This is a genomic window from Flavobacterium sasangense DSM 21067 (assembly GCF_000686885.1).
Classification (GTDB): Bacteria; Bacteroidota; Bacteroidia; order Flavobacteriales; family Flavobacteriaceae; genus Flavobacterium; species Flavobacterium sasangense.
Genome location: NZ_JMLU01000016.1, coordinates 16,327 through 36,431 on the forward strand (window position 1 = coordinate 16,327; position 20,105 = coordinate 36,431).

19 protein-coding genes are annotated in these 20,105 nt (G+C 30.8%); 18 read left to right on the plus strand and 1 reads right to left on the minus strand.

Translation table 11 applies throughout. From position 1 onward, the window contains the following. The first annotated feature begins 101 nt into the window (after window positions 1-101). The 8 genes from BP92_RS0109310 to sucD all read left to right on the plus strand — a co-directional run bounded on the left by BP92_RS0109310 (window position 102) and on the right by sucD (window position 7,644). A complete protein-coding gene (locus BP92_RS0109310) occupies window positions 102-1,337 on the plus strand; it encodes an HD domain-containing protein (RefSeq protein ID WP_026725816.1) in 1,236 nt (411 codons plus the stop codon). A gap of 121 nt (window positions 1,338-1,458) precedes the next feature. Then, window positions 1,459-2,478: a UDP-3-O-(3-hydroxymyristoyl)glucosamine N-acyltransferase gene (gene lpxD / locus BP92_RS0109315; RefSeq protein ID WP_026725817.1), complete on the plus strand. Its 1,020-nt coding sequence runs from the start codon at window positions 1,459-1,461 to the stop codon at window positions 2,476-2,478. A 15-nt stretch (window positions 2,479-2,493) separates the two neighbouring features. After that, a complete protein-coding gene (locus BP92_RS0109320; RefSeq protein ID WP_026725818.1) occupies window positions 2,494-3,882 on the plus strand; it encodes a bifunctional UDP-3-O-[3-hydroxymyristoyl] N-acetylglucosamine deacetylase/3-hydroxyacyl-ACP dehydratase in 1,389 nt (462 codons plus the stop codon). Window positions 3,883-3,891: 9 nt separating this feature from the next. Continuing rightward, window positions 3,892-4,677 (plus strand): acyl-ACP--UDP-N-acetylglucosamine O-acyltransferase, encoded by a 786-nt coding sequence (lpxA, locus tag BP92_RS0109325; protein WP_026725819.1) that lies wholly within the window; start codon window positions 3,892-3,894, stop codon window positions 4,675-4,677. A gap of 48 nt (window positions 4,678-4,725) precedes the next feature. Beyond that, window positions 4,726-5,292, plus strand: a complete 567-nt coding sequence (efp, locus tag BP92_RS0109330; protein ID WP_026725820.1) for an elongation factor P — start codon at window positions 4,726-4,728, stop codon at window positions 5,290-5,292. Window positions 5,293-5,393: 101 nt separating this feature from the next. Continuing rightward, window positions 5,394-6,335 carry a UDP-3-O-(3-hydroxymyristoyl)glucosamine N-acyltransferase gene (locus BP92_RS0109335; RefSeq protein ID WP_026725821.1) on the plus strand — a complete coding sequence of 314 codons (942 nt, stop codon included), beginning with the start codon at window positions 5,394-5,396 and terminating at the stop codon, window positions 6,333-6,335. Next, window positions 6,325-6,687 carry a nuclear transport factor 2 family protein gene (locus BP92_RS0109340; RefSeq protein ID WP_026725822.1) on the plus strand — a complete coding sequence of 121 codons (363 nt, stop codon included), beginning with the start codon at window positions 6,325-6,327 and terminating at the stop codon, window positions 6,685-6,687. Before BP92_RS0109335 ends, BP92_RS0109340 begins: the two co-directional genes overlap by 11 nt. 84 nt (window positions 6,688-6,771) lie before the next feature. Continuing rightward, window positions 6,772-7,644: a succinate--CoA ligase subunit alpha gene (sucD, locus tag BP92_RS0109345; protein WP_026725823.1), complete on the plus strand. Its 873-nt coding sequence runs from the start codon at window positions 6,772-6,774 to the stop codon at window positions 7,642-7,644. A 62-nt stretch (window positions 7,645-7,706) separates the two neighbouring features. Here sucD and BP92_RS0109350 read toward each other — a convergent pair whose 3' ends face one another. Beyond that, window positions 7,707-8,891, minus strand: coding sequence for a cytochrome-c peroxidase (locus BP92_RS0109350; RefSeq protein WP_026725824.1), 1,185 nt, complete (start codon window positions 8,889-8,891; stop codon window positions 7,707-7,709). Window positions 8,892-9,028: 137 nt separating this feature from the next. On the opposite strand from BP92_RS0109350, the gene fabG reads away from it, so the two are divergent. From fabG to BP92_RS0109400, 10 genes are all read left to right on the plus strand, one after another. Next, window positions 9,029-9,775: a 3-oxoacyl-[acyl-carrier-protein] reductase gene (gene fabG / locus BP92_RS0109355; protein WP_026725825.1), complete on the plus strand. Its 747-nt coding sequence runs from the start codon at window positions 9,029-9,031 to the stop codon at window positions 9,773-9,775. Window positions 9,776-9,789: 14 nt separating this feature from the next. Continuing rightward, window positions 9,790-11,817 carry a hypothetical protein gene (locus BP92_RS0109360; RefSeq protein WP_026725826.1) on the plus strand — a complete coding sequence of 676 codons (2,028 nt, stop codon included), beginning with the start codon at window positions 9,790-9,792 and terminating at the stop codon, window positions 11,815-11,817. 85 nt (window positions 11,818-11,902) lie between these two features. Next, window positions 11,903-13,861, plus strand: coding sequence for an LTA synthase family protein (locus tag BP92_RS0109365; RefSeq protein ID WP_026725827.1), 1,959 nt, complete (start codon window positions 11,903-11,905; stop codon window positions 13,859-13,861). A gap of 122 nt (window positions 13,862-13,983) precedes the next feature. Then, window positions 13,984-14,421, plus strand: a complete 438-nt coding sequence (locus tag BP92_RS0109370) for a thioredoxin family protein (RefSeq protein ID WP_026725828.1) — start codon at window positions 13,984-13,986, stop codon at window positions 14,419-14,421. Then, window positions 14,418-15,401, plus strand: a complete 984-nt coding sequence (locus tag BP92_RS0109375; RefSeq protein WP_026725829.1) for an FAD:protein FMN transferase — start codon at window positions 14,418-14,420, stop codon at window positions 15,399-15,401. Before BP92_RS0109370 ends, BP92_RS0109375 begins: the two co-directional genes overlap by 4 nt. Before the next feature lie 2 nt (window positions 15,402-15,403). After that, the gene (locus tag BP92_RS0109380; protein ID WP_026725830.1) at window positions 15,404-15,613 is read left to right on the plus strand and encodes a DUF4266 domain-containing protein; all 210 of its coding nucleotides are present in this window, start codon (window positions 15,404-15,406) and stop codon (window positions 15,611-15,613) included. 12 nt (window positions 15,614-15,625) lie between these two features. After that, window positions 15,626-17,062 (plus strand): DUF3570 domain-containing protein, encoded by a 1,437-nt coding sequence (locus tag BP92_RS0109385; protein ID WP_026725831.1) that lies wholly within the window; start codon window positions 15,626-15,628, stop codon window positions 17,060-17,062. A gap of 11 nt (window positions 17,063-17,073) precedes the next feature. Next, window positions 17,074-17,739: a response regulator transcription factor gene (locus BP92_RS0109390; RefSeq protein WP_026725832.1), complete on the plus strand. Its 666-nt coding sequence runs from the start codon at window positions 17,074-17,076 to the stop codon at window positions 17,737-17,739. Between the two features lies 1 nt (window position 17,740). After that, window positions 17,741-18,625: a cation diffusion facilitator family transporter gene (locus BP92_RS0109395; protein ID WP_026725833.1), complete on the plus strand. Its 885-nt coding sequence runs from the start codon at window positions 17,741-17,743 to the stop codon at window positions 18,623-18,625. A 3-nt stretch (window positions 18,626-18,628) separates the two neighbouring features. Beyond that, entirely contained in the window at window positions 18,629-20,017 is a 1,389-nt protein-coding gene (locus BP92_RS0109400) for a sensor histidine kinase (protein WP_026725834.1), read from the plus strand. The last annotated feature ends 88 nt before the right edge of the window (window positions 20,018-20,105 follow it).

Here is a 20,105-nt window from a genome sequence, read left to right on the forward strand (position 1 = left end):
ATTAAACGAGGTTTGTATTAAATATTGTATAAAATTTTCAACACTTTTTAACGATTTCATTTTGTGAAAAACGCTACATTTGTTATTAAAATTATCAAATTGTGAGCCAAACCAACAAACTCAAAATATTTAACGATCCTATTTATGGTTTTATTACCATTCCTAATTCTTTAATTTACGATTTAATTCAGCATCCTTACTTTCAGCGTTTACGAAGAATTTCCCAAATGGGAATGTCGTATTTGGTCTATCCAGGAGCGCATCATACACGTTTTCATCATGCTTTAGGTTGTATGCACATCATGCAAAAAGCGGTTCAAACCTTGCAATTTAAAGGAGTTTCTATTTCGGAAGAAGAAGAAAATGCGCTATATATTGCGATTTTGTTGCACGATATTGGTCACGGTCCCTACAGTCACGCTATGGAACACAGTATAGTAGAAGAAGTGCATCATGAAGAATTATCGTTGTTGTTCATGGAGCAACTGAATAAAGAATTTGATGGAAAATTAGCTCTTGCGATTCAAGTTTTTAAAGGCGAATATCATAGAAAATTTATGTTGCAATTGATTTCAAGTCAGTTGGATATGGACCGAATGGATTATCTAAAACGCGATAGTTTTTATAGCGGTGTAGCAGAAGGAAACATCAACAGTGAACGTTTAATCCAAATGATGAATGTGCAAGATGATTATTTGGTTATCGAAGAAAAAGGAATTTACTCAGTAGAAAAGTTTTTGGTTGCTCGAAGATTGATGTATTGGCAAGCGTATTTGCACAAAACCAGTGTTGTTGCCGAATTAATCTTGACCAAAATTCTAAAGCGTGCTAAAGAATTGACTCAAAAAGGAATTCTTTTACCTTGTAGCGAACCATTACAATTCTTTTTGCAAAACAAAATTTCTTTGTCCGATTTTGATAAAAGTGTTTTAGATAAGTTTTCTTATTTGGATGATTATGATGTTTTAGGTGCGATAAAAGCTTGGCAATTTCATGATGATTTTGTCTTACAATCGCTATGTAGAATGATACTAAATCGTGATTTACTAAAGATTCAAATGAGTGACGATAAACCAAACAAAGAGAATTTATTAGCTATAAAAAATAAATACATTTCTATTGCTAAAATTTCGGATAAAGAAGCGGATTATTTTGTCTTCAAAGGTAAGTTGAAAAATCAGGCGTATAGCAAATCAAGTGAACCTATTCGCATCTTAAAAAAGGATAAAACTATTGAAGATGTTGTAGAAGCTTCAGATCAATTGCACTTAAAAGCTTTGTCAAAACCAGTAACAAAATACTTCATTTGTTTTCCAAAAGTGGTATTAGAATCTTAACTTTTTAATTTAATTTTATATTTTTGCCAAGTTGAAGTGGAATCAATACTTGGTATTGAATGAAAATGCGTATTTTTATATCCCCAAAATCTATCTAATTAGATAGTAATAAAATTTTTAAATGAAGTTTACAGCAGCGCAAATAGCAGGCATTTTAGAAGGTGAAGTAGTGGGTAATCCAGAGGCTGAAGTTTTTAAATTGTCTAAAATAGAGGAAGGAACCGAAGGCTCATTGACGTTTTTGGCGAATCCTAAATACACCAATTATATTTATTCTACTCAAGCAACTGTTACGATTGTTAACAACACTTTTGAGCCAGAACAAGAAATAAAAACGACTTTAATTAAAGTTGACGATGCTTATAAATCATTTTCAAAGTTGTTAGAATATTACAATCAAGTCAAATTGATGAAATCAGGAATTGAGCAACCATCAGTTATTTCTGATGGTGTAACTTATGGTTCTGATTTGTATTTAGGAAGTTTTTGTTACGTTGGAAAAAATGTAACTATTGGTAAAAATGTAAAAATTTATCCGAATAGTTTTATAGGTGATAACGTAACCATTGGTGATGATTGTGTTTTCTTTGCTGGTGTTCGAATTTATTCGGAAACGGTTATTGGAAATCGTTGCACGATTCACTCAGGAACAATCATTGGTTCAGACGGATTTGGTTTTGCGCCTCAAGAAGACGGAACGTATTCAAAAGTCCCGCAAATCGGAAATGTAATTATTGAAGATGATGTTGAAATAGGTGCGTGTACAACAGTTGACAGAGCTACTTTAGGTTCAACTATCATTAGAAAAGGAGTGAAATTGGATAATCATATCCAAGTTGCTCATAATGTTGAAATTGGTGAAAATACCGTAATCGCGGCACAAACAGGAATTGCTGGAACAACGAAAATAGGTAAAAACTGTTTAATCGGTGGTCAAGTTGGTTTTGCTGGACATTTAGTAATTGGTGATGGCGTAAAAATTCAAGCGCAATCAGGAATTGGTAAAAATTTAGAAGCTGGAGAAGTAGTTCAAGGAAGTCCAGCATTCAATTACGGAGATTTCGCAAAATCATTTGTACATTTTAGAAATTTACCAAAGATTGTTACCGATATAGAAGAATTAAAAAATAAAATTAAATAATTTAAAATTTTTATCATGGCGAAGCAAACAACAATTGCTGCAGAAATATCATTAAAAGGTGTAGGTTTACACACAGGTCAAGAAGTTGCAATGACTTTTAAACCAGCTCCTGTAAACAACGGATTTACATTTGTACGTGTAGATTTAGAAGGGCAACCAATTATTGAAGCTGATGCAAATTATGTTGTAAATACGCAACGAGGCACTAATTTAGAAAAATTAGGAGTAATGATTCAAACACCAGAGCACGTTTTAGCGGCTCTTGTGGGTTGCGATTTAGATAACGTTATTATAGAATTAAACGCTTCTGAACTTCCTATTATGGATGGTTCTTCAAAATATTTTGTTGAAGCTATAGAAAAAGTTGGAATTGTTGAACAAGAAGCTGAGCGAAAAGTATACGTTGTAAAAGATGTCATTTCTTATTTAGATGAAACTACAGGAAGTGAAATTACTGTAATTCCCTCTGATGACTATTGTGTTACTGCAATGGTAGATTTTGGTACTAAAGTTTTAGGAACTCAAAATGCCACAATGAAAAGTATAAAAGAGTTTAAAACTGAAATCGCTGATTGTAGAACGTTTAGTTTCTTACATGAATTGGAATCACTTTTAAATAACGGTTTAATTAAAGGTGGTGATTTAAATAATGCTATTGTTTATGTTGATAAAGAAATTTCAGCAGAAACAATGGAAAATTTAAAGAAAGCTTTCAATAAAGAAACGATTTCAGTTAAATCTAACGGAATTTTAGATAATCTTACGTTGCATTTTCCTAACGAAGCCGCTCGTCATAAATTATTAGATGTTGTAGGTGATTTATCTTTAATTGGAACAAGAATCCAAGGAAAAGTTATCGCAAACAAGCCTGGACATTATGTAAATACACAGTTTGCTAAGAAAATTGCTAAAATCATTAAATTAGAAGAGCGTAATAGTGTTCCTAGTTATGATATCAATAAAGAGCCTGTAATGGATATTCATGGTATTATGGATTTATTACCACACAGACCTCCATTTTTATTAGTTGATAAAATTTTAGAATTATCAGAAACGCATGTTGTAGGATTAAAAAATGTTACAATGAATGAAGATTTCTTCGTTGGACATTTTCCAGGAGCTCCAGTAATGCCGGGTGTTTTACAGATTGAAGCTATGGCACAAACAGGAGGTATTTTAATTTTAAGTACCGTTCCAGATCCAGAAAATTACTTAACATATTTCATGAAAATTGATAATGTTAAGTTCAAAAATAAAGTCTTACCAGGTGATACCTTATTCTTTAAATGTGATTTAATTTCTCCTATTAGAAGAGGAATTTGTCACATGCAAGCGTATGCGTATGCGAATGGTAAATTAGTTTCAGAAGCCGAATTAATGGCACAAATTGTTAAAGTAAAATAAAAAAATCATATGAATCAACCATTAGCTTATGTGCACCCAGGTGCTAAAATAGCAAGAAACGTAGTAATTGACCCTTTTACTACTATTCATAACAATGTTGAAATAGGTGAGGGAACTTGGATTGGTTCAAACGTTACCATTATGGAAGGCGCTCGTATCGGTAAGAATTGTAATATTTTTCCTGGTGCTGTAATTTCAGCGGTTCCTCAAGATTTAAAATTTGGTGGAGAAGAATCGTTAGCGGTAATTGGTGATAATACAACCATTAGAGAATGTGTTACAATCAATAGGGGGACAATTGCTTCTGGTCAAACAAAAATTGGTAAAAACTGTTTGATTATGGCTACGGCTCACATTGCACACGATTGCCATATTGGTGATAACGCTATTATCGTAAATGGTGTTGCTTTAGCCGGACACGTAACGGTGGGAGATTTTGCAATCATTGGTGGTTTAGCAGCGGTTCATCAGTTTATTTCAATTGGTGATCATGCTATGATTTCTGGTGGTTCATTAGTAAGAAAAGACGTTCCTCCGTTTACAAAAGCGGCAAAAGAACCTTTATCTTATGTAGGAATTAACTCAGTAGGATTAAGAAGAAGAGGATTTTCAACAGATAAAATCAGAGAAATTCAAGATATCTACAGAATTTTATACCAAAAAAATTACAATACTTCACAAGCAGTAAGTATCATTGAAGCTGAAATGGAAGCTACAACTGAACGAGATGAAATTTTAGATTTCATTAGAAACTCTTCTCGTGGAATCATGAAAGGTTACACTAGCTCATTGTAATTTTAAATTTAAAAAAGAATAAATCAATAAACATCAAATAAAAACAAAATGGCAAGTACATCAGATATTAGAAACGGATTATGTATCAAATACAATAACGATATTTATAAAATTATCGAATTTCTTCACGTAAAACCAGGTAAAGGACCAGCTTTCGTAAGAACAAAATTAAAATCGTTAACAAACGGAAAAGTATTAGATAACACATTTTCTGCTGGACACAAAATTGATGAAGTACGTGTTGAAACACATACATTCCAATATTTATATGCTGAAGGAGATCAATTTCACTTCATGAACAATGAATCATTTGAGCAAATTACGTTAGATAAAAAAGTATTAGATGCTCCAGATTTATTAAAAGAAGGAACAAACGTAATGATTCAAATTAACGCTGAAACTGAAGCACCTTTATCAGTAGATATGCCAGCTTCTATCGTTTTAGAAGTGACTTATGCTGAGCCAGGAGTTAAAGGAAATACAGCTACAAATGCTACAAAACCAGCAACTGTTGAAACAGGAGCTACTGTAAACGTTCCGTTGTTTATCAATGAAGGTGATAAAATCAAAATTGATACAGCTACTGGAAACTACATGGAAAGAGTAAAAGAATAATTGAAAGTAAAAAGTGAAGAGTAATTAGTAAATAGCCAAGCAACTAATTACTCTTTTGTGTTTTACTTAATCATTAATTACTATCCACTAATCCCTATTAAATGAAATTTCCAAAAGTTTATCCTCTAAAAGATATTGCCCAAATTATCAATAGTAATTTTGTGGGTGATGCCGATTTTCCAGTTCACGGTATGAATGAAATTCATGTGGTAGAACCTGGTGATATCGTATTTGTAGATCATCCTAAATATTATGACAAAGCTCTTCAATCGGCAGCTACTATTGTTTTAATTAACAAAGAAGTAGAATATCCAGAAGGGAAAGCATTGTTAATTTCTGATGATCCTTTTAGAGATTTCAATAAACTTACAAAACATTTCAGACCATTTCAAGCTTCAAATGCTGCAATTTCAGATTCAGCTATAATCGGAGAAGGAACAGTTATTCAACCGAATTGCTTTATTGGACATAATGTTCAAATTGGTAAAAATTGTTTGATTCATGCTAATGTTACAATTTACGATAACACTGTAATTGGTGATAACGTAATGATTCATGCAGGAACCATTTTAGGAGCTGATGCTTTCTATTACAAAAAACGTCCAGAAGGTTTCGACCAATTGTTATCAGGTGGGCGAGTAGTGATTGAAGATAATGTTGGAATCGGTGCTTTATGTACGATTGACAAAGGAGTTACAGGCGACACCACTATCGGAGCTGGAACTAAAATTGACAATCAAGTGCATGTGGGTCACGATACGGTTATTGGAAAAAAATGTTTAATTGCTTCACAAACTGGAATTGCAGGTTGTGTGGTTATTGAAGACGAAGTAACGCTTTGGGGACAAGTTGGTACAACAAGTGGAATTACTATTGGTTCAAAAGCTGTGGTAATGGGACAAACTGGTGTTACCAAATCCATTGAAGGTGGGAAAACTTATTTTGGTACTCCAATTGAAGAATCACGTGAAAAATTAAAACAATTAGCCAACGTAAAACGAATTCCAGAAATCATTGAAAAATTAAAACAAAATGACAAATAGAGCGAAAATCGAATTTTTTTATAAAGAAGATGGTTTGCGAAATGAAGTTTTTTTAAACGAACTTTTGCATGATGATTTCATTTTGGATTGGGACAGTTCACATGGAAACGTAAAGATGAGTAAATCAGATATTATTGATTTAGCTAAAGAGTTAAAACAAAATTATGTGGATTCTTTTATGGAAATTTCGCACTTTATCGAAGATGATAATCAAATTGTGGTGAAATATAATCATAAAGTAACTACTATTGAAAACCCAAAAGAGTTCGTTCTTATTGCAAAAATAGTAGCTATTTGGGAATTCGAAGACAATAAAATCAAAAAAGGATATCAAATTAGCAAACCTAATTAAAAAAATACAATAAAAATTACGTGATTATTTGGTAAAAAACTTACTTTTGCATCACAAATTTAAACACAATTTAATTCATATATCATGAGCGTTTTAGTAAATAAAAATTCAAAAATAATTGTACAAGGATTTACAGGTAGCGAAGGAACTTTCCACGCTTCTCAAATGATTGAGTACGGAACAAATGTTGTAGGTGGTGTAACTCCAGGAAAAGGAGGTTCAACACATTTAGACAGACCGGTTTTTAACACAGTAAAAGATGCTGTTGAAAAAGCGGGTGCTGATACTTCAATTATCTTCGTTCCACCAGCATTTGCTGCTGATGCAATTATGGAAGCTGCTGAAGCGGGAATCAAAGTAATCATTTGTATTACTGAAGGTATTCCAGTTGCAGATATGATTAAAGCGTATGATTATATCAAAGGAAAAGATTGCCGTTTAGTTGGACCTAACTGTCCTGGTGTAATTACTCCAGAAGAAGCTAAAGTTGGTATTATGCCGGGTTTCGTTTTCAAAAAAGGAACAGTTGGTATCGTATCTAAATCAGGTACTTTAACATATGAAGCTGCTGACCAAGTGGTAAAACAAGGTTTAGGAATTACTACAGCTATTGGAATTGGTGGTGACCCAATCATTGGAACAACTACTAAAGAAGCAGTTGAATTATTAATGAACGATCCAGAAACTGAAATCATCATCATGATTGGTGAAATCGGAGGTCAATTAGAAGCAGATGCTGCTCGTTGGATTAAAGCTGACGGAAACCGTAAACCAGTTGTTGGATTCATCGCAGGTGAAACTGCTCCAAAAGGAAGAACAATGGGTCACGCAGGTGCAATCGTAGGTGGTGCTGATGATACAGCAGAAGCTAAAAAACGAATCATGAGAGAAAACGGAATTCACGTGGTAGATTCTCCAGCTGAAATTGGTAAAAAAGTAAAAGAAGTTTTAGGTTAATCTTATAACTTTTAGATATAAAAAAATCCCGCTAGTGCGGGATTTTTTGTTTTGTATTCTTTTTAATTAAATGGATTGGACCACTTAGTATTCGTATAAACATCAGTTCCTGAAAGTGTTCTTAAAAATGCGATTACGGCATTTACTTCGGTAGCTGTTAAATTCAATTGTTGTCCAATTCCACCAGGAGTTAATCGTGGATCTAAATTATTATTTCCTGGAGCAATATTAATAGTTCCATAATGCCCAATTGCGGCTTGCAAAGTGGTTATAACACCAGTATGCATCATTGGACCATTAGTAGTTCCATCAGTTCTAACTAAATCACGTAGGGAAGGAGCTCTTGTATTTCCAGTATCAATTCCTGTTCCTGCAATCGTTCCAATAATTCCATTATTTAAAGTATTGGGATCAATATCAAACTCTGGAGCTCTATGACAACCCGCACAACCTAATCCGCCCGAAGTTCGTACACCACTTGTATTGAAAACGGGTGGCGTTAAAAATAAATTTTTACCTTGATTTTCTTGTGCTGTAAAATTAGAGAAAGGTTGCCCATCATTAGTCGCTAAAGCTCTTCCTGCATCATATTTAGAATCAAATGATTGAATACTTTTGATAAATTGCGCTAAAGCATTTTGAATTTTAGCTTCTGTAATTTCCTCTGTACCATAAACAAATTTAAAAAGCTCTTTATAATAACCGATAGCACTTAATTTGGTAATTAAATCATCAAAAGATAAATCACCATTTTCACCACTAAAACCCATTTCACCGTGGTCTTTAATTGGCATTGTAGTTTGTGTTTCTAGATTGATAGCTCTTTCGTTCCAAAAGAATTTAGTTTCAGTTGCAAATCTCGAATTTATCAAACGCATGGAATGTCTGCCTGTTGTTCCATTAACTCCTGTACTTGCTACGTTGCTATCGCTAAAAGCAAATTCTTGTTTATGACAGCTAGAACAAGAAATCGTATTATTAGATGATAAATTTTTATCATAAAATAAAATTCTTCCAAGAGTAGCACCTTTATCAGTAATAACATTTCCTTGTGAATTATTTTTTATAATATAGGAAGGAACTTGTTGATTCGCATAATTTGCTAAATTATTTAAATCGACTGAAGAACCAAATTCAGCCTCTACAAATGGATAAGAAGGAATTTCTTCATAATTACTATCAGAATTATCGCTACACGAAGTCAATCCACAAATTGCAAAAAGACCTAAAATAATTTGGTTTTTCATAATCGTTAGTTTTAGGATTATTTTTGTAAGACAACATTTGATAAAAAAGGTTTAATTAAAAGTATGACTTTTTTTATAGTTTAAAATATTCCTATATTTGAACTTTATTACAAAACAAACTAACACGAATATTTATCATGAAATTATTAGAAGGAAAAGTTGCCATTATTACAGGTGCAAGCCGTGGAATTGGTAGCGGTATAGCAAAAGTTTTTGCAGAACAAGGAGCAAATGTTGCCTTTACATACAGTTCATCTGTAGAATCGGCAATGGCTTTAGAAAATGAATTAAATGCTTTAGGAATAAAAGCAAAAGGATATAAATCAAATGCAGCTGATTTTAACGAAGCACAAAAATTAGTTGATGATGTAATTGCTGAATTCGGCACAATTGACGTTTTAATCAACAATGCAGGAATCACAAAAGACAACTTATTAATGAGAATGTCTGAAGAAGATTTTGATAAAGTAATCGAAATCAATTTGAAATCGGTTTTCAACATGACTAAAGCGGTACAAAAAATTATGTTGAAAAACCGTAAAGGTTCTATCGTAAACATGAGTAGTGTAGTAGGAGTAAAAGGAAACGCTGGTCAAGCCAACTACGCAGCTTCTAAAGCAGGTATGAACGGATTTACAAAATCTATTGCATTAGAATTAGGTTCAAGAAATATTCGTTGCAACGCTATCGCTCCAGGTTTTATTGAAACTGAAATGACAGCTAAATTAAACGAAGATGTAGTAAAAGGATGGAGAGAAGCTATTCCATTAAAACGCGGAGGAACTCCAGAAGATGTAGCTAATGTTTGTGTTTTCTTAGCATCAGATATGAGTGCTTATGTTACAGGACAAGTTATTAATGTTGATGGTGGAATGCTAACTTAGTGGTTAAACTATAAATGACAACAAGCACAATTTTACTTCTCCTATTATCAGTAATTATTGCTGCTGGATTGTCGTTTTATCAATATTTGTATAAAGTCAAAAACCAGTCAAAATTGTATTGGTTTTTGGCTTTTTTACGTTTTATAAGTTTGTTTTCGATCTTTTTATTGTTGATTAATCCGATTATTAGTCGAAAAATTACTGAAATTAAGAAAATACCTTTACCCATAGTTGTAGATAATTCCAAATCCATTTCCGAATTAAAAGCAACGAAAGAAGCTTCGGAATTATATCTTAATATTGCAAAAAATAAAGCTATTAACGAAAAATATGACGTACAATTATTTTCGTTTGATAACGAATTTAAATCACTAGAACAACTTGATTTTCAAGGAAATCAATCCCATATTGATGGTGTAGCTAAGAATTTAAAGCAATTGTACCGAAATACAAATTATCCTGTAGTTTTATTTACCGACGGAAATCAAACCATGGGAAATGATTATGTATTCAGTTTTCAAGAGAATACAAGTGTTTTTCCAGTCGTTTTAGGCGATACTACTACGGTTTTAGATTTGAAAATTAACCAAATCAACGTTAATAAATACGCTTTTTTAAAGAATAAATTTCCAGTAGAAGTATTTTTACAATACAATGGCAATGAAACCATTACATCTATTTTTTCAATCCAATCAGGAAATCAAACAGTTCACAAGCAAACACTTACTTTTTCAAAAGACAAAAAAGCCCAATCGGTTATCGTTTTATTAAATGCTGATAAAGTTGGAATTGCCAAATATAAAGCGGTAATTTCATCTAATATAAAAGAAAAAAATACCTCTAATAATGCTAAGAATTTTGCCGTTGAAGTAATCGATCAACGAAGTGAAATTGCTTTAATTTCTGCCATTAATCATCCTGATTTAGGTGCTTTAAAAAGAAGTATTGAAGTTAATCAACAACGTAAAGTAACTATTGTTAAGCCAAATGAAATCAAATCATTACAAAATTATAAAGTTTTAATTTTGTATCAACCTAATACAACTTTCAAGTCTATATTTGAGCAAAATAAAGCAGCCCAAATTAATACCTTTATCATTACAGGAACGGCAACCGATTTTGGTTTTTTAAATCAAATGCAAGATGATTTATTATTTAAAATGTCGGCATCAAAAGAAGATTATTTAGCTACTTATGAATCCGATTTTAATTTGTTTGCTCAAACGAATATTGGATTTGAAAATTTTCCTCCATTAGAACATAATTTTGGAGTTGTTGCTGCTAAAAATAATGTAAATACGTTGCTATCTGCAAGAGTAAGAAATGTTCCGGTTCAGAATCCGATTTTGACATTTACAGAAAACGGAAGTAAAAGAAAAGCGTATTTGATTGGAGAAAATATTTGGAAATGGCGTTTGGAAAATCACTTAAATAAAAAATCATTTGAAGATTTTGACTTGTTTACTGATAAAATTATTCAGTTTTTAGTTTCTAATGCTTCTAAAAAGAATTTAAATGTTACTTATGAAAGTTTCTACAATTCAGGAGAAAGTATTGAAATTACTGCTGAATATTTCAATAAGAACTATGAGTTTGATGATAAAGCACAACTTACTATTCAGGTTGTAAATTCAAAAACAAAAGTAGCAAAAAAATACGATTTATTAAAAGCAACCAATTCCTATAAAGTAAATTTAGACGGATTGGAAGCTGGAAATTATTCGTTTAAAGTAACTGAAAAACAATCAAATACTACTTTTTCTGGTAGTTTTGAAGTTTTAGATTTTGAAATTGAAAAGCAATTCGTGAATCCGGATAAAAATCGATTAGAGCAATTGGCAACAAATACGAATGGAAAAGTGTATTATCCAAACCAAATAGAAAATCTAATCAAATCGTTACTCGAAAACGAAAATTATATTCCAACCCAAAAAGAAACCATAAAAAAATCACCACTTATCGATTGGATTTGGTTACTAATTTTTGCAATATTAGCACTCGCATCAGAATGGTTTATTCGCAAATACAACGGGTTGCTTTAACTTAAGTAAATCTTAATTTTAACTTAAGTCATTCTTAAGCATTCTATTATCCAAAAGACTCAATTTCGTAAAATATTTAATTTTTATGGAATCAGTAAATTATACTTCAAAACGATATGCGTTACTATTAGGCTTTTCGGCTTGGTTCATATTGTTTTCTTTTTTGTTAAGAATTGTTTTTTTATTTTGGCAACTTGATGAAATTGATCTCTCAATCATTAATTTACTTAAAATTTTATTTACAGGATTAGCGTTTGATTTAGGAACTTTATCTTTTTTGGCTGTAATTAGTACATTATATATGCTATTGCTTCCAAAAAAACTAATCGGAAGTAAAATTGATAAAATCTTTATTTATTCCGGATTTGGATTAACCTTGCTGATTTTTGTTTTTACTTTTTTTGCCGAAATTACTTTTTGGGAAGAATTCAAATGCCGTTTTAATTTTGTAGCGGTAGATTACTTGATTTACACTTTTGAAGTGGTACAGAATATTCATGAATCTTATCCATTGTATTTATTAATTCCATCTATGTTAATAATTACTAGCGTTGTATTTTATTATTTTATTAGAAATAATTTTTTCAAGAATACATTTGCTACTAAAATTTCATTTAAAAATAGGATTTTACCTTTTGTGCTTTCTTTAACTGTAATGTTGTTTTACGTGTTTTTTGTTTCAAATTCAAATGCTGAATGGTCTAAGAATCGATACAATAACGAAATATCAAAGACGGGTATTTACTCTTTTTTTGCTGAGTTACGAAATAACAAGTTAGATTTTAAAACTTTTTATAATTCTATTTCAGACGAAGAAGCATTTCAATTAATACGAAATAATTTAAAAGATGATAATGTAAAATTTCTTTCAAATGATTTTTCTATAAAACGTAAAATAACGGATAGTTTAGAAGTAAATACAAAACCAAATGTAGTATTTATTCTTATAGAAAGTATGAGTGCAAGTTTTATGACAGAATTTGGAAATGAAAAAAAAATCACTCCGTTTTTAGATAGTATTGCCAATAAGAGTTTATTCTTTAAAAACCTACAAGCTACAGGAAACAGAACAGTTAGAGGAATGGAGGCTGTTACATTGTCTATTCCGCCAACACCTGGACAGAGTATTGTGAAACGACCAAATAATTCAAACTTATATACAATTTCAAACGTATTTAAAAGTAAAAATTACCAATGTAATTTCTTTTACGGAGGTGATGGCTATTTTGATAACATGAATGCTTTTTATGGTGGTAATGGATTTGATATTTACGATAGAGGTAGGGGTAGTGTTTTAAGTGATAAAATAAAAACAACACGACACAACATTGATGATAGCGAAGTTACATTTGAAAATGCTTGGGGAATTTGTGATGAAGATATTTATAATAAAATGATTAAGGTTGCAGATGAATATCATCAAAAAAAGAAGCCTTTTTTAAATTTTGTCATGACGACTTCTAATCACAGACCATATACTTATCCAGAGAATAAAATAGATATTCCTTCTGGGAAAAGTAGAAGTGGTGCCGTTAAATATTCTGATTATGCACTGCAACAAATGTTTAAAAAAGCAAAGAATAAACCTTGGTTTAAAAATACTATTTTTGTGTTTGTTGCCGATCATTGTGCTAGTAGCGCGGGAAAAGATGAAATAGATGTTGCCAATTATCATATTCCTGCAATTATTTATGGTGAAAATTTAATTCAACCTCAAAAAGTGACTAAATTATGTAGCCAAATTGATATTTTTCCAACTTTATTTGGACAATTACATTGGAGTTATACTTCTAATTTCTTTGGCACAGACGTGTTGTCAAAAAAATATCAAGAAAGAGCTTTAATGGGGACTTATTTAAAATTAGCTTTACAAAAAGATAAAATTATAACTATATTGTCTAACAAAAAAACAAATACACATTATAATTGGAATAAAACATCTAATAAATTAAAGGTAATTCCTATTAATAAATTTGAACTAAACGAAACCATTTCTTGGTATCAAGCAGCTGATTACTTATATTTGAACAATAAACTTAATTAAACTTAATTTTTACTTAATGTAATACGTAAAATACAATTATTTAGGTTAAATGAAGTTAATTTGTAACATAATTGGTAGGGTTTTTGAATATCAAAATGTTATATATAAAAATATTTAAAAAGATGAAAAAACTATTTCTAGGTATTATCTTTTTTGTTACATCATTAGGATTTTCACAAGATTGGAATTACAATTTTGAAGAAGCTAAAAAATTAGCAGCAGAACAAAATAAAAATATCATAATTGTCTTTTCTGGTTCTGATTGGTGTGCACCTTGTATTAAATTAGACAGAAACATTTGGCAATCGGATGCATTTAAAAAAGAAGCGGCACAAGATTGGATTATTGTAAGAGCTGATTTTCCAAGAAAAAAAGCAAACGAATTACCTAAAGATCAAACGGATCACAATAGAAAATTAGCTGAAAAATTTAATTTAGAAGGAAGTTTTCCATTGGTTGTAATTTTGGATAAAAACGGTAAAGTATTAGGTAAAATGGGGTTTAAAAACGTTTCACCTGAAGAATATATCAAAATGATTCACGCATTTGAGAAAAAATGAAAAAACAATTAATTCTTTTGCTTTTAGCAACTCAATCACTTTCTTTTGGACAACAAATTTTTAAAAAAAAGCAAAGTTTGTTAGGAAGTCCATTTGAAATTACTGTTGTAGCAAAAGATTCTGTTCAGGGAAATTTATTTTCAGATTTGGCTATTGCCGAAGTAAAACGAATAGAAAATTTAATATCGGATTGGATTCCAACTTCTCAAATTTCAAAAGTAAATCAAAACGCGGGGATTTCTCCTGTAAAAGTAGATAAAGAGGTGTTTGATTTAGTTGAGAGAGCTAACAAAATTTCAAAATTAACATCAGGAGCTTTTGATATTAGTTATGCTTCAATGGATAGAATTTGGAAGTTTGATGGTAGTATGAAAGAAATGCCTACAGAAGAAGCTATAAGAAAGTCAGTTGAAAAAGTAGGATATCAAAATATCATTCTTAATTCAAAAGACACCACCATTTTCTTAAAAAATAAAGGGATGAAATTGGGGCTTGGCGGAATTGGTCAAGGTTATATTGCTGATAAAATTAAAGTTCTTTTACAAGAAAAAGGGTGTAATTCTGGATTAGTAAATGTTTCTGGTGATATTAATACTTGGGGAAAACAACCAAATGGTAATACTTGGACGGTTGGTATTGTAAACCCAATGAATAAAAATAAAGTTTTTGCAACCTTCCCGTTAGATGATAGTGCAGTAGAAACTTCTGGTAGCTATGAAAAATATGTTACGTTTAACGGAAAACGATATTCACACATTATCGATCCAAGAACAGGATATCCTGCATCAGGTATTATAAGTGTTTCCGTTTTTGCAAAACAAACAGAATTAGCAGATGCCTTAGCTACAGGAATTTTTGTAATGGGAGTAGAAGTAGGATTGGATTTAGTAAATCAATTAAAAGGAGTAGGATGTATTATTGTTGACGATAAAGGCGGTATACATGTTTCAAAAAATATAGACATTAAAAAATATCAATAAAGATGAAAAAAGTTGTAGTAATTATGTTAGTTCTTGTTGGAATTACTTCTTGTAATTCAGTTAAAGAATACGATAAGCAATATATTAATGACCCAGATATGAAGTTGTCGGCAAGAACCTCTGAACGATATGAAACAACATTTCAAGTTTACCGCGAAGCAGCTTCTGGTGCTAATGGAGGTAAAACAGGTGGTGGTTGTGGTTGTAATTAAGAAAAAATTAAAATGAAAAATAAAATAATCTTTCTATTCACTTTGATTAGTGCTGTCGCTTTTTCTCAAGAAAGTGATTCAACTCAAGTTGTTTATAAAAAACGCGTTTTGGAAGGAATTGAAGTAGACTTTCTTGTTAGTTATTACAAGCAAGACGGCGTACATTCTTCTGTATCAGGTGGTATAGGTTCTGAAAAACTTACCGACTTAGCCTCAAACATTATTGTAGCAATTCCGCTAAATGATGATGATGTATTGACAGTTGACATGGGGCTTTCGGCATATACATCAGCCTCTTCAAGTAATATTAATCCTTTTAATGCTACTGGTGCATCTGGTGGAGGTGACGACGATGACGATGACAGAGCTCCAGTTACAGGTCCGTATGGAACACCTTGGCAAGCATCTTCAGGAGCTTCTGCTCAAGACGTATTGGGAAGTGCTGTAGTAAATTACAGTCATAGTTCTGATAATAGAAATTTTATTTGGAATACAAATGTTTCATTTTCAAACGAATATGATTATACTTCAATTGGTTTCGGTGGAGGTATGAGTAAATTATTCAATAATAAAAATTCAGAAGTTAGTGCAAAGGCTAATGTCTATTTAGATCAATGGCGTCCTATTTATGCTACTGAATTACATGAATATGCAAAATATGGTTTAGGTTTTCAAAATAATGGCTTCTTCAATGGAGTAACTATTTTAGATCAAAACGGAAATGCATCAACCAGTTATTTACCTAGTGATTTTAAAGTTTGGAATTCAACAAATAGAAATTCCTATTCTCTTTCATTGAGTTTTTCACAGGTGGCTACAAAGAAAATGCAGTTTTCAGTATTTTTTGATATTTTGCAACAACAAGGAATGTTGTCTTCGCCATATAACAGAGTATATTTTGCTGACAAAGCCAATTATTATATAGGACAAGCACAATACATTCCAGTTTATGAAACTACACAAAATAGAGGAGTTTATCAATTAGCTGATGATATTGAACGTTTGCCAGGAACTCGTTTTAAATTACCTTTTGGAGGTAGATTAAATTACTATATTAACGAAAGATTATCTTTAAGAACTTACTATCGTTACTATTGGGATGATTGGGGAATTACTTCACATACAGCGAGTGTTGAATTACCTATTAAATTAACTGACAAATTTACCGTTTTTCCAATGTATCGTTATTATACGCAAGATGCATCTAAATATTTTGCACCATTTGAAACGCATTTATCAACAGAAAAATATTATACCTCTGATTACGATTTATCCACTTTCAATGCTAGTCAATACGGATTTGGTGTAGGGTATACTGATATCTTAACTAGTGCTAAAATTTGGAAATTTGGACTAAAAAGTATGGATTTAAGATTCAATCATTACGATAGAAATGACGGCTTAAATGCTAATATTATTACGTTTGGTATTAAATTCGTAGAACAATAATCTCCAATAGTATGCACATTCTGATTGTTGAAGATGAAAAAGGAATTGTAGACTTCTTAAAACAAGGTTTAGAAGAAGAAGGATATACAATTTCTTCTGCCTCAGATGGAGAAAATGGGCTTAAAAAAGCATTAGAATTACAAGTTGATTTAGTTTTACTTGATTGGATGTTACCAAAAATGCAAGGAATTGAAGTCTGTAAAAGAATACGATTAGAGAAAAGTAATTTACCTGTAATCTTTTTAACCGCAAAAGATACTGTTCAAGAAACTATTGAAGGTTTAAAATCGGGTGCAAATGATTATATAAAGAAACCTTTTTCATTTGATGAATTGTTAGAACGAATCAAAATTCACTTCCGTTCAAAAGATGAAATAAAAGTTTTAACTTTAGGAAATATTAAAGTTGATAAATCAAAATTTCAAGTTTTTGTAGATAATAAAGAAGTATCTTTGACGCAAAGAGAATTTGAACTACTCGAATATTTAATTAAAAATAAAGGTCAAGTTTGTACTCGAACAAACATTATTGAAGATGTTTGGGGTATTCATTTTGAATATGATACAGGAGTTATAGATGTTTTTATGAACGCTATCCGAAAAAAATTAAACCTTACAAAAGATCAAGAATTAATTAAAACAATTAGAGGAGTAGGATACATAGCAAACGAAATTTAGCATGCCTAATACAGAAAAAGCAATCAAAGCCACTTATTTTAGTATTGTTGGAAATACAGCACTAGCATTAATAAAAGGAATAACTGGCTATTTTGGTAATTCTTACGCTATGATTGCTGATGCAATTGAATCTACAACTGATATTTTCGCTTCTTTTTTAGTACTTTTCGGAATTAAATATTCTAATAAACCAGCCGATGAAAACCATCCTTATGGTCACGGAAGAGCTGAGCCTTTAATTACATTTTTAGTAGTTGGCTTTTTAATAATCTCAGCTACAATTATTGCTTACGAAAGTATTAACAATATTGGAACACCTCATGAATTACCCAAACCTTTCACACTTTTTGTTTTAGGAGCAATTATTTTATGGAAAGAAATATCTTTTCAAATTGTAATGAAAAAAAGTATCGAAACTAAAAGTAGTTCATTAAAAGCCGATGCTTGGCATCATAGAAGTGATGCAATTACTTCAGTTGCAGCTTTTGTAGGTATTTCAATTGCTTTAATTTTAGGGAAAGGCTACGAATCTGCTGACGATTGGGCGGCTTTACTAGCATCAGTTTTCATTCTTTACAATTGTTATAAAATCTTTCGCCCTGCTTTAGGAGAAATCATGGATGAACATTTATATCACGATTTAGAAGATGAAATTAAAAAAATTTCACAAACGGTTAAAGGTGTAATTTGTATAGAAAAATGCTTTATTAGAAAAGCAGGTATGAAATATCACGTAGATTTACATGTAATGGTTGATGGAACAATTTCTGTGAAAGAAGGTCATGATATTGCTCATGATTTAAAAGATACTTTACGAGAAAAACTAATTGAATTAGGTCATGTTTTAATTCACATTGAGCCTAATTTTGAATCCATAGAACGCTAATTTATGTTTTCATTTTCCTTTAAAAATAGAATTGCTTTTAACTACATCGTAAGTGGTTCTATTCTTATTGCAATTGTTTTTTTATTCATTTACAATATTGTAAAATTCAGCGTTAATAAACATGTTAATGAAGAAATTCAAGAAGAATTATTAAAACATTTAGATGATGTGTCAACCGATTCAAATGATACTTACTTAATTCAAGTGGACCAATGGAGAGCTCGTGAGCACAATTCCATTAGTGTTAATCCTGTTTTTGTTCAATTTTATGACAACAACAAAGAAGTCATTGACAAATCTCCAAATCTTAAAAATTCCAATCTAAAATTATTTAATGATAGTAATAACATATTTATTGATACAAAATTAAATGATATTCCATTACGACAAATTCAAACTGCAATTATCAATAAAGGAGAAGTGGTTGGTTATTTAGTAGTTGCAATGTCGCTAGAAGATTTTGAGATTGTTTTAATTTTAAAGAACATTCTTTTAATTACTTTTCCGTTAATTCTAATTTTATTATTTTTAATTGCTCGTTTTTTTGCAGGTAGAAGCATTAAACCTGTTCGAACAATCATCGATACTTCAAGTCAAATTACTAAGGATAATTTACAAACTCGAATTCCTTTACCACAAAATAAAGATGAACTATATGTTTTGTCAAAAAATATCAATGATCTTTTAAATAGAATTGAAAACGCAATTGATAGAGAAAAACAGTTCACTTCTGATGCTTCTCATGAGTTGAGAACTCCATTAGCTGTAATTAAAGGAACCATGGAGGTTTTAATCAGAAAACCAAGAAATCAACAAGAATATGAAGAAAAAATTCAGTTTTGTATTTCGGAAGTAAATCGATTAAATCATATGGTAGATCAATTGTTGCTTTTAGCTCGTTTTGAAAATCAGAAGCAAAATGTAAAACAAGAAACGATTTATTTAAATGCTTTAATTTTAGATAATCTAACTCGTTTTTCAGAGAAAACCGAAAACAAAAAAATTAAAATTGTTGCCGATTTTACAGAAGATTTTTATGTTCAATCGGATAATTATTTGGTTTCAATCATATTTAGTAATCTGATTTCTAATGCAATTAAATATTCCAATGATAACGGGAAAATTGAATTAAAATTAGAGAAAACTTTAACAGACATAATCTTCACCATTGCTGATAATGGGGTTGGAATTTCAGAACAAGATTTAAATAAAATCTTCAATTCTTTTTATCGTTCCGACGTTACCAATCATCCCGATATCAAAGGTACGGGTTTAGGTTTATCAATAGTAAAAAGACTTTGCGATTTATTAAAAATAAAAATTTCAGTTGAGAGTAAAATTAACGAAAAAACAAAATTCACATTAATTTTTTCTTTAGCTAAACTTAAGTAGTTATTAAGTTATTTCTTATTTATATTCTTTATTTTTGTAGTGTTATTTTAATTTCACATTATTTGAAATAACAACCTAAATCGTATAA

Excerpts from the sequence above, each read along its gene's own strand:
- BP92_RS0109340 (WP_026725822.1), top strand. The coding sequence starts at position 6,325 with ATGACAAATAGAGCGAAAATCGAATTTTTTTATAAAGAAGATGGTTTG.
- BP92_RS0109375 (WP_026725829.1), top strand. The coding sequence starts at position 14,418 with ATGAAAAAACAATTAATTCTTTTGCTTTTAGCAACTCAATCACTTTCT.
- sucD (WP_026725823.1), top strand. The coding sequence starts at position 6,772 with ATGAGCGTTTTAGTAAATAAAAATTCAAAAATAATTGTACAAGGATTT.
- lpxD (WP_026725817.1), top strand. The coding sequence starts at position 1,459 with ATGAAGTTTACAGCAGCGCAAATAGCAGGCATTTTAGAAGGTGAAGTA.
- efp (WP_026725820.1), top strand. The coding sequence starts at position 4,726 with ATGGCAAGTACATCAGATATTAGAAACGGATTATGTATCAAATACAAT.
- BP92_RS0109385 (WP_026725831.1), top strand. The coding sequence starts at position 15,626 with ATGAAAAATAAAATAATCTTTCTATTCACTTTGATTAGTGCTGTCGCT.
- lpxA (WP_026725819.1), top strand. The coding sequence starts at position 3,892 with ATGAATCAACCATTAGCTTATGTGCACCCAGGTGCTAAAATAGCAAGA.
- BP92_RS0109320 (WP_026725818.1), top strand. The coding sequence starts at position 2,494 with ATGGCGAAGCAAACAACAATTGCTGCAGAAATATCATTAAAAGGTGTA.
- BP92_RS0109350 (WP_026725824.1), bottom strand. The coding sequence starts at position 8,891 with ATGAAAAACCAAATTATTTTAGGTCTTTTTGCAATTTGTGGATTGACT.
- BP92_RS0109365 (WP_026725827.1), top strand. The coding sequence starts at position 11,903 with ATGGAATCAGTAAATTATACTTCAAAACGATATGCGTTACTATTAGGC.
- BP92_RS0109400 (WP_026725834.1), top strand. The coding sequence starts at position 18,629 with ATGTTTTCATTTTCCTTTAAAAATAGAATTGCTTTTAACTACATCGTA.
- BP92_RS0109380 (WP_026725830.1), top strand. The coding sequence starts at position 15,404 with ATGAAAAAAGTTGTAGTAATTATGTTAGTTCTTGTTGGAATTACTTCT.
- BP92_RS0109395 (WP_026725833.1), top strand. The coding sequence starts at position 17,741 with ATGCCTAATACAGAAAAAGCAATCAAAGCCACTTATTTTAGTATTGTT.
- BP92_RS0109390 (WP_026725832.1), top strand. The coding sequence starts at position 17,074 with ATGCACATTCTGATTGTTGAAGATGAAAAAGGAATTGTAGACTTCTTA.
- fabG (WP_026725825.1), top strand. The coding sequence starts at position 9,029 with ATGAAATTATTAGAAGGAAAAGTTGCCATTATTACAGGTGCAAGCCGT.
- BP92_RS0109335 (WP_026725821.1), top strand. The coding sequence starts at position 5,394 with ATGAAATTTCCAAAAGTTTATCCTCTAAAAGATATTGCCCAAATTATC.
- BP92_RS0109370 (WP_026725828.1), top strand. The coding sequence starts at position 13,984 with ATGAAAAAACTATTTCTAGGTATTATCTTTTTTGTTACATCATTAGGA.
- BP92_RS0109360 (WP_026725826.1), top strand. The coding sequence starts at position 9,790 with ATGACAACAAGCACAATTTTACTTCTCCTATTATCAGTAATTATTGCT.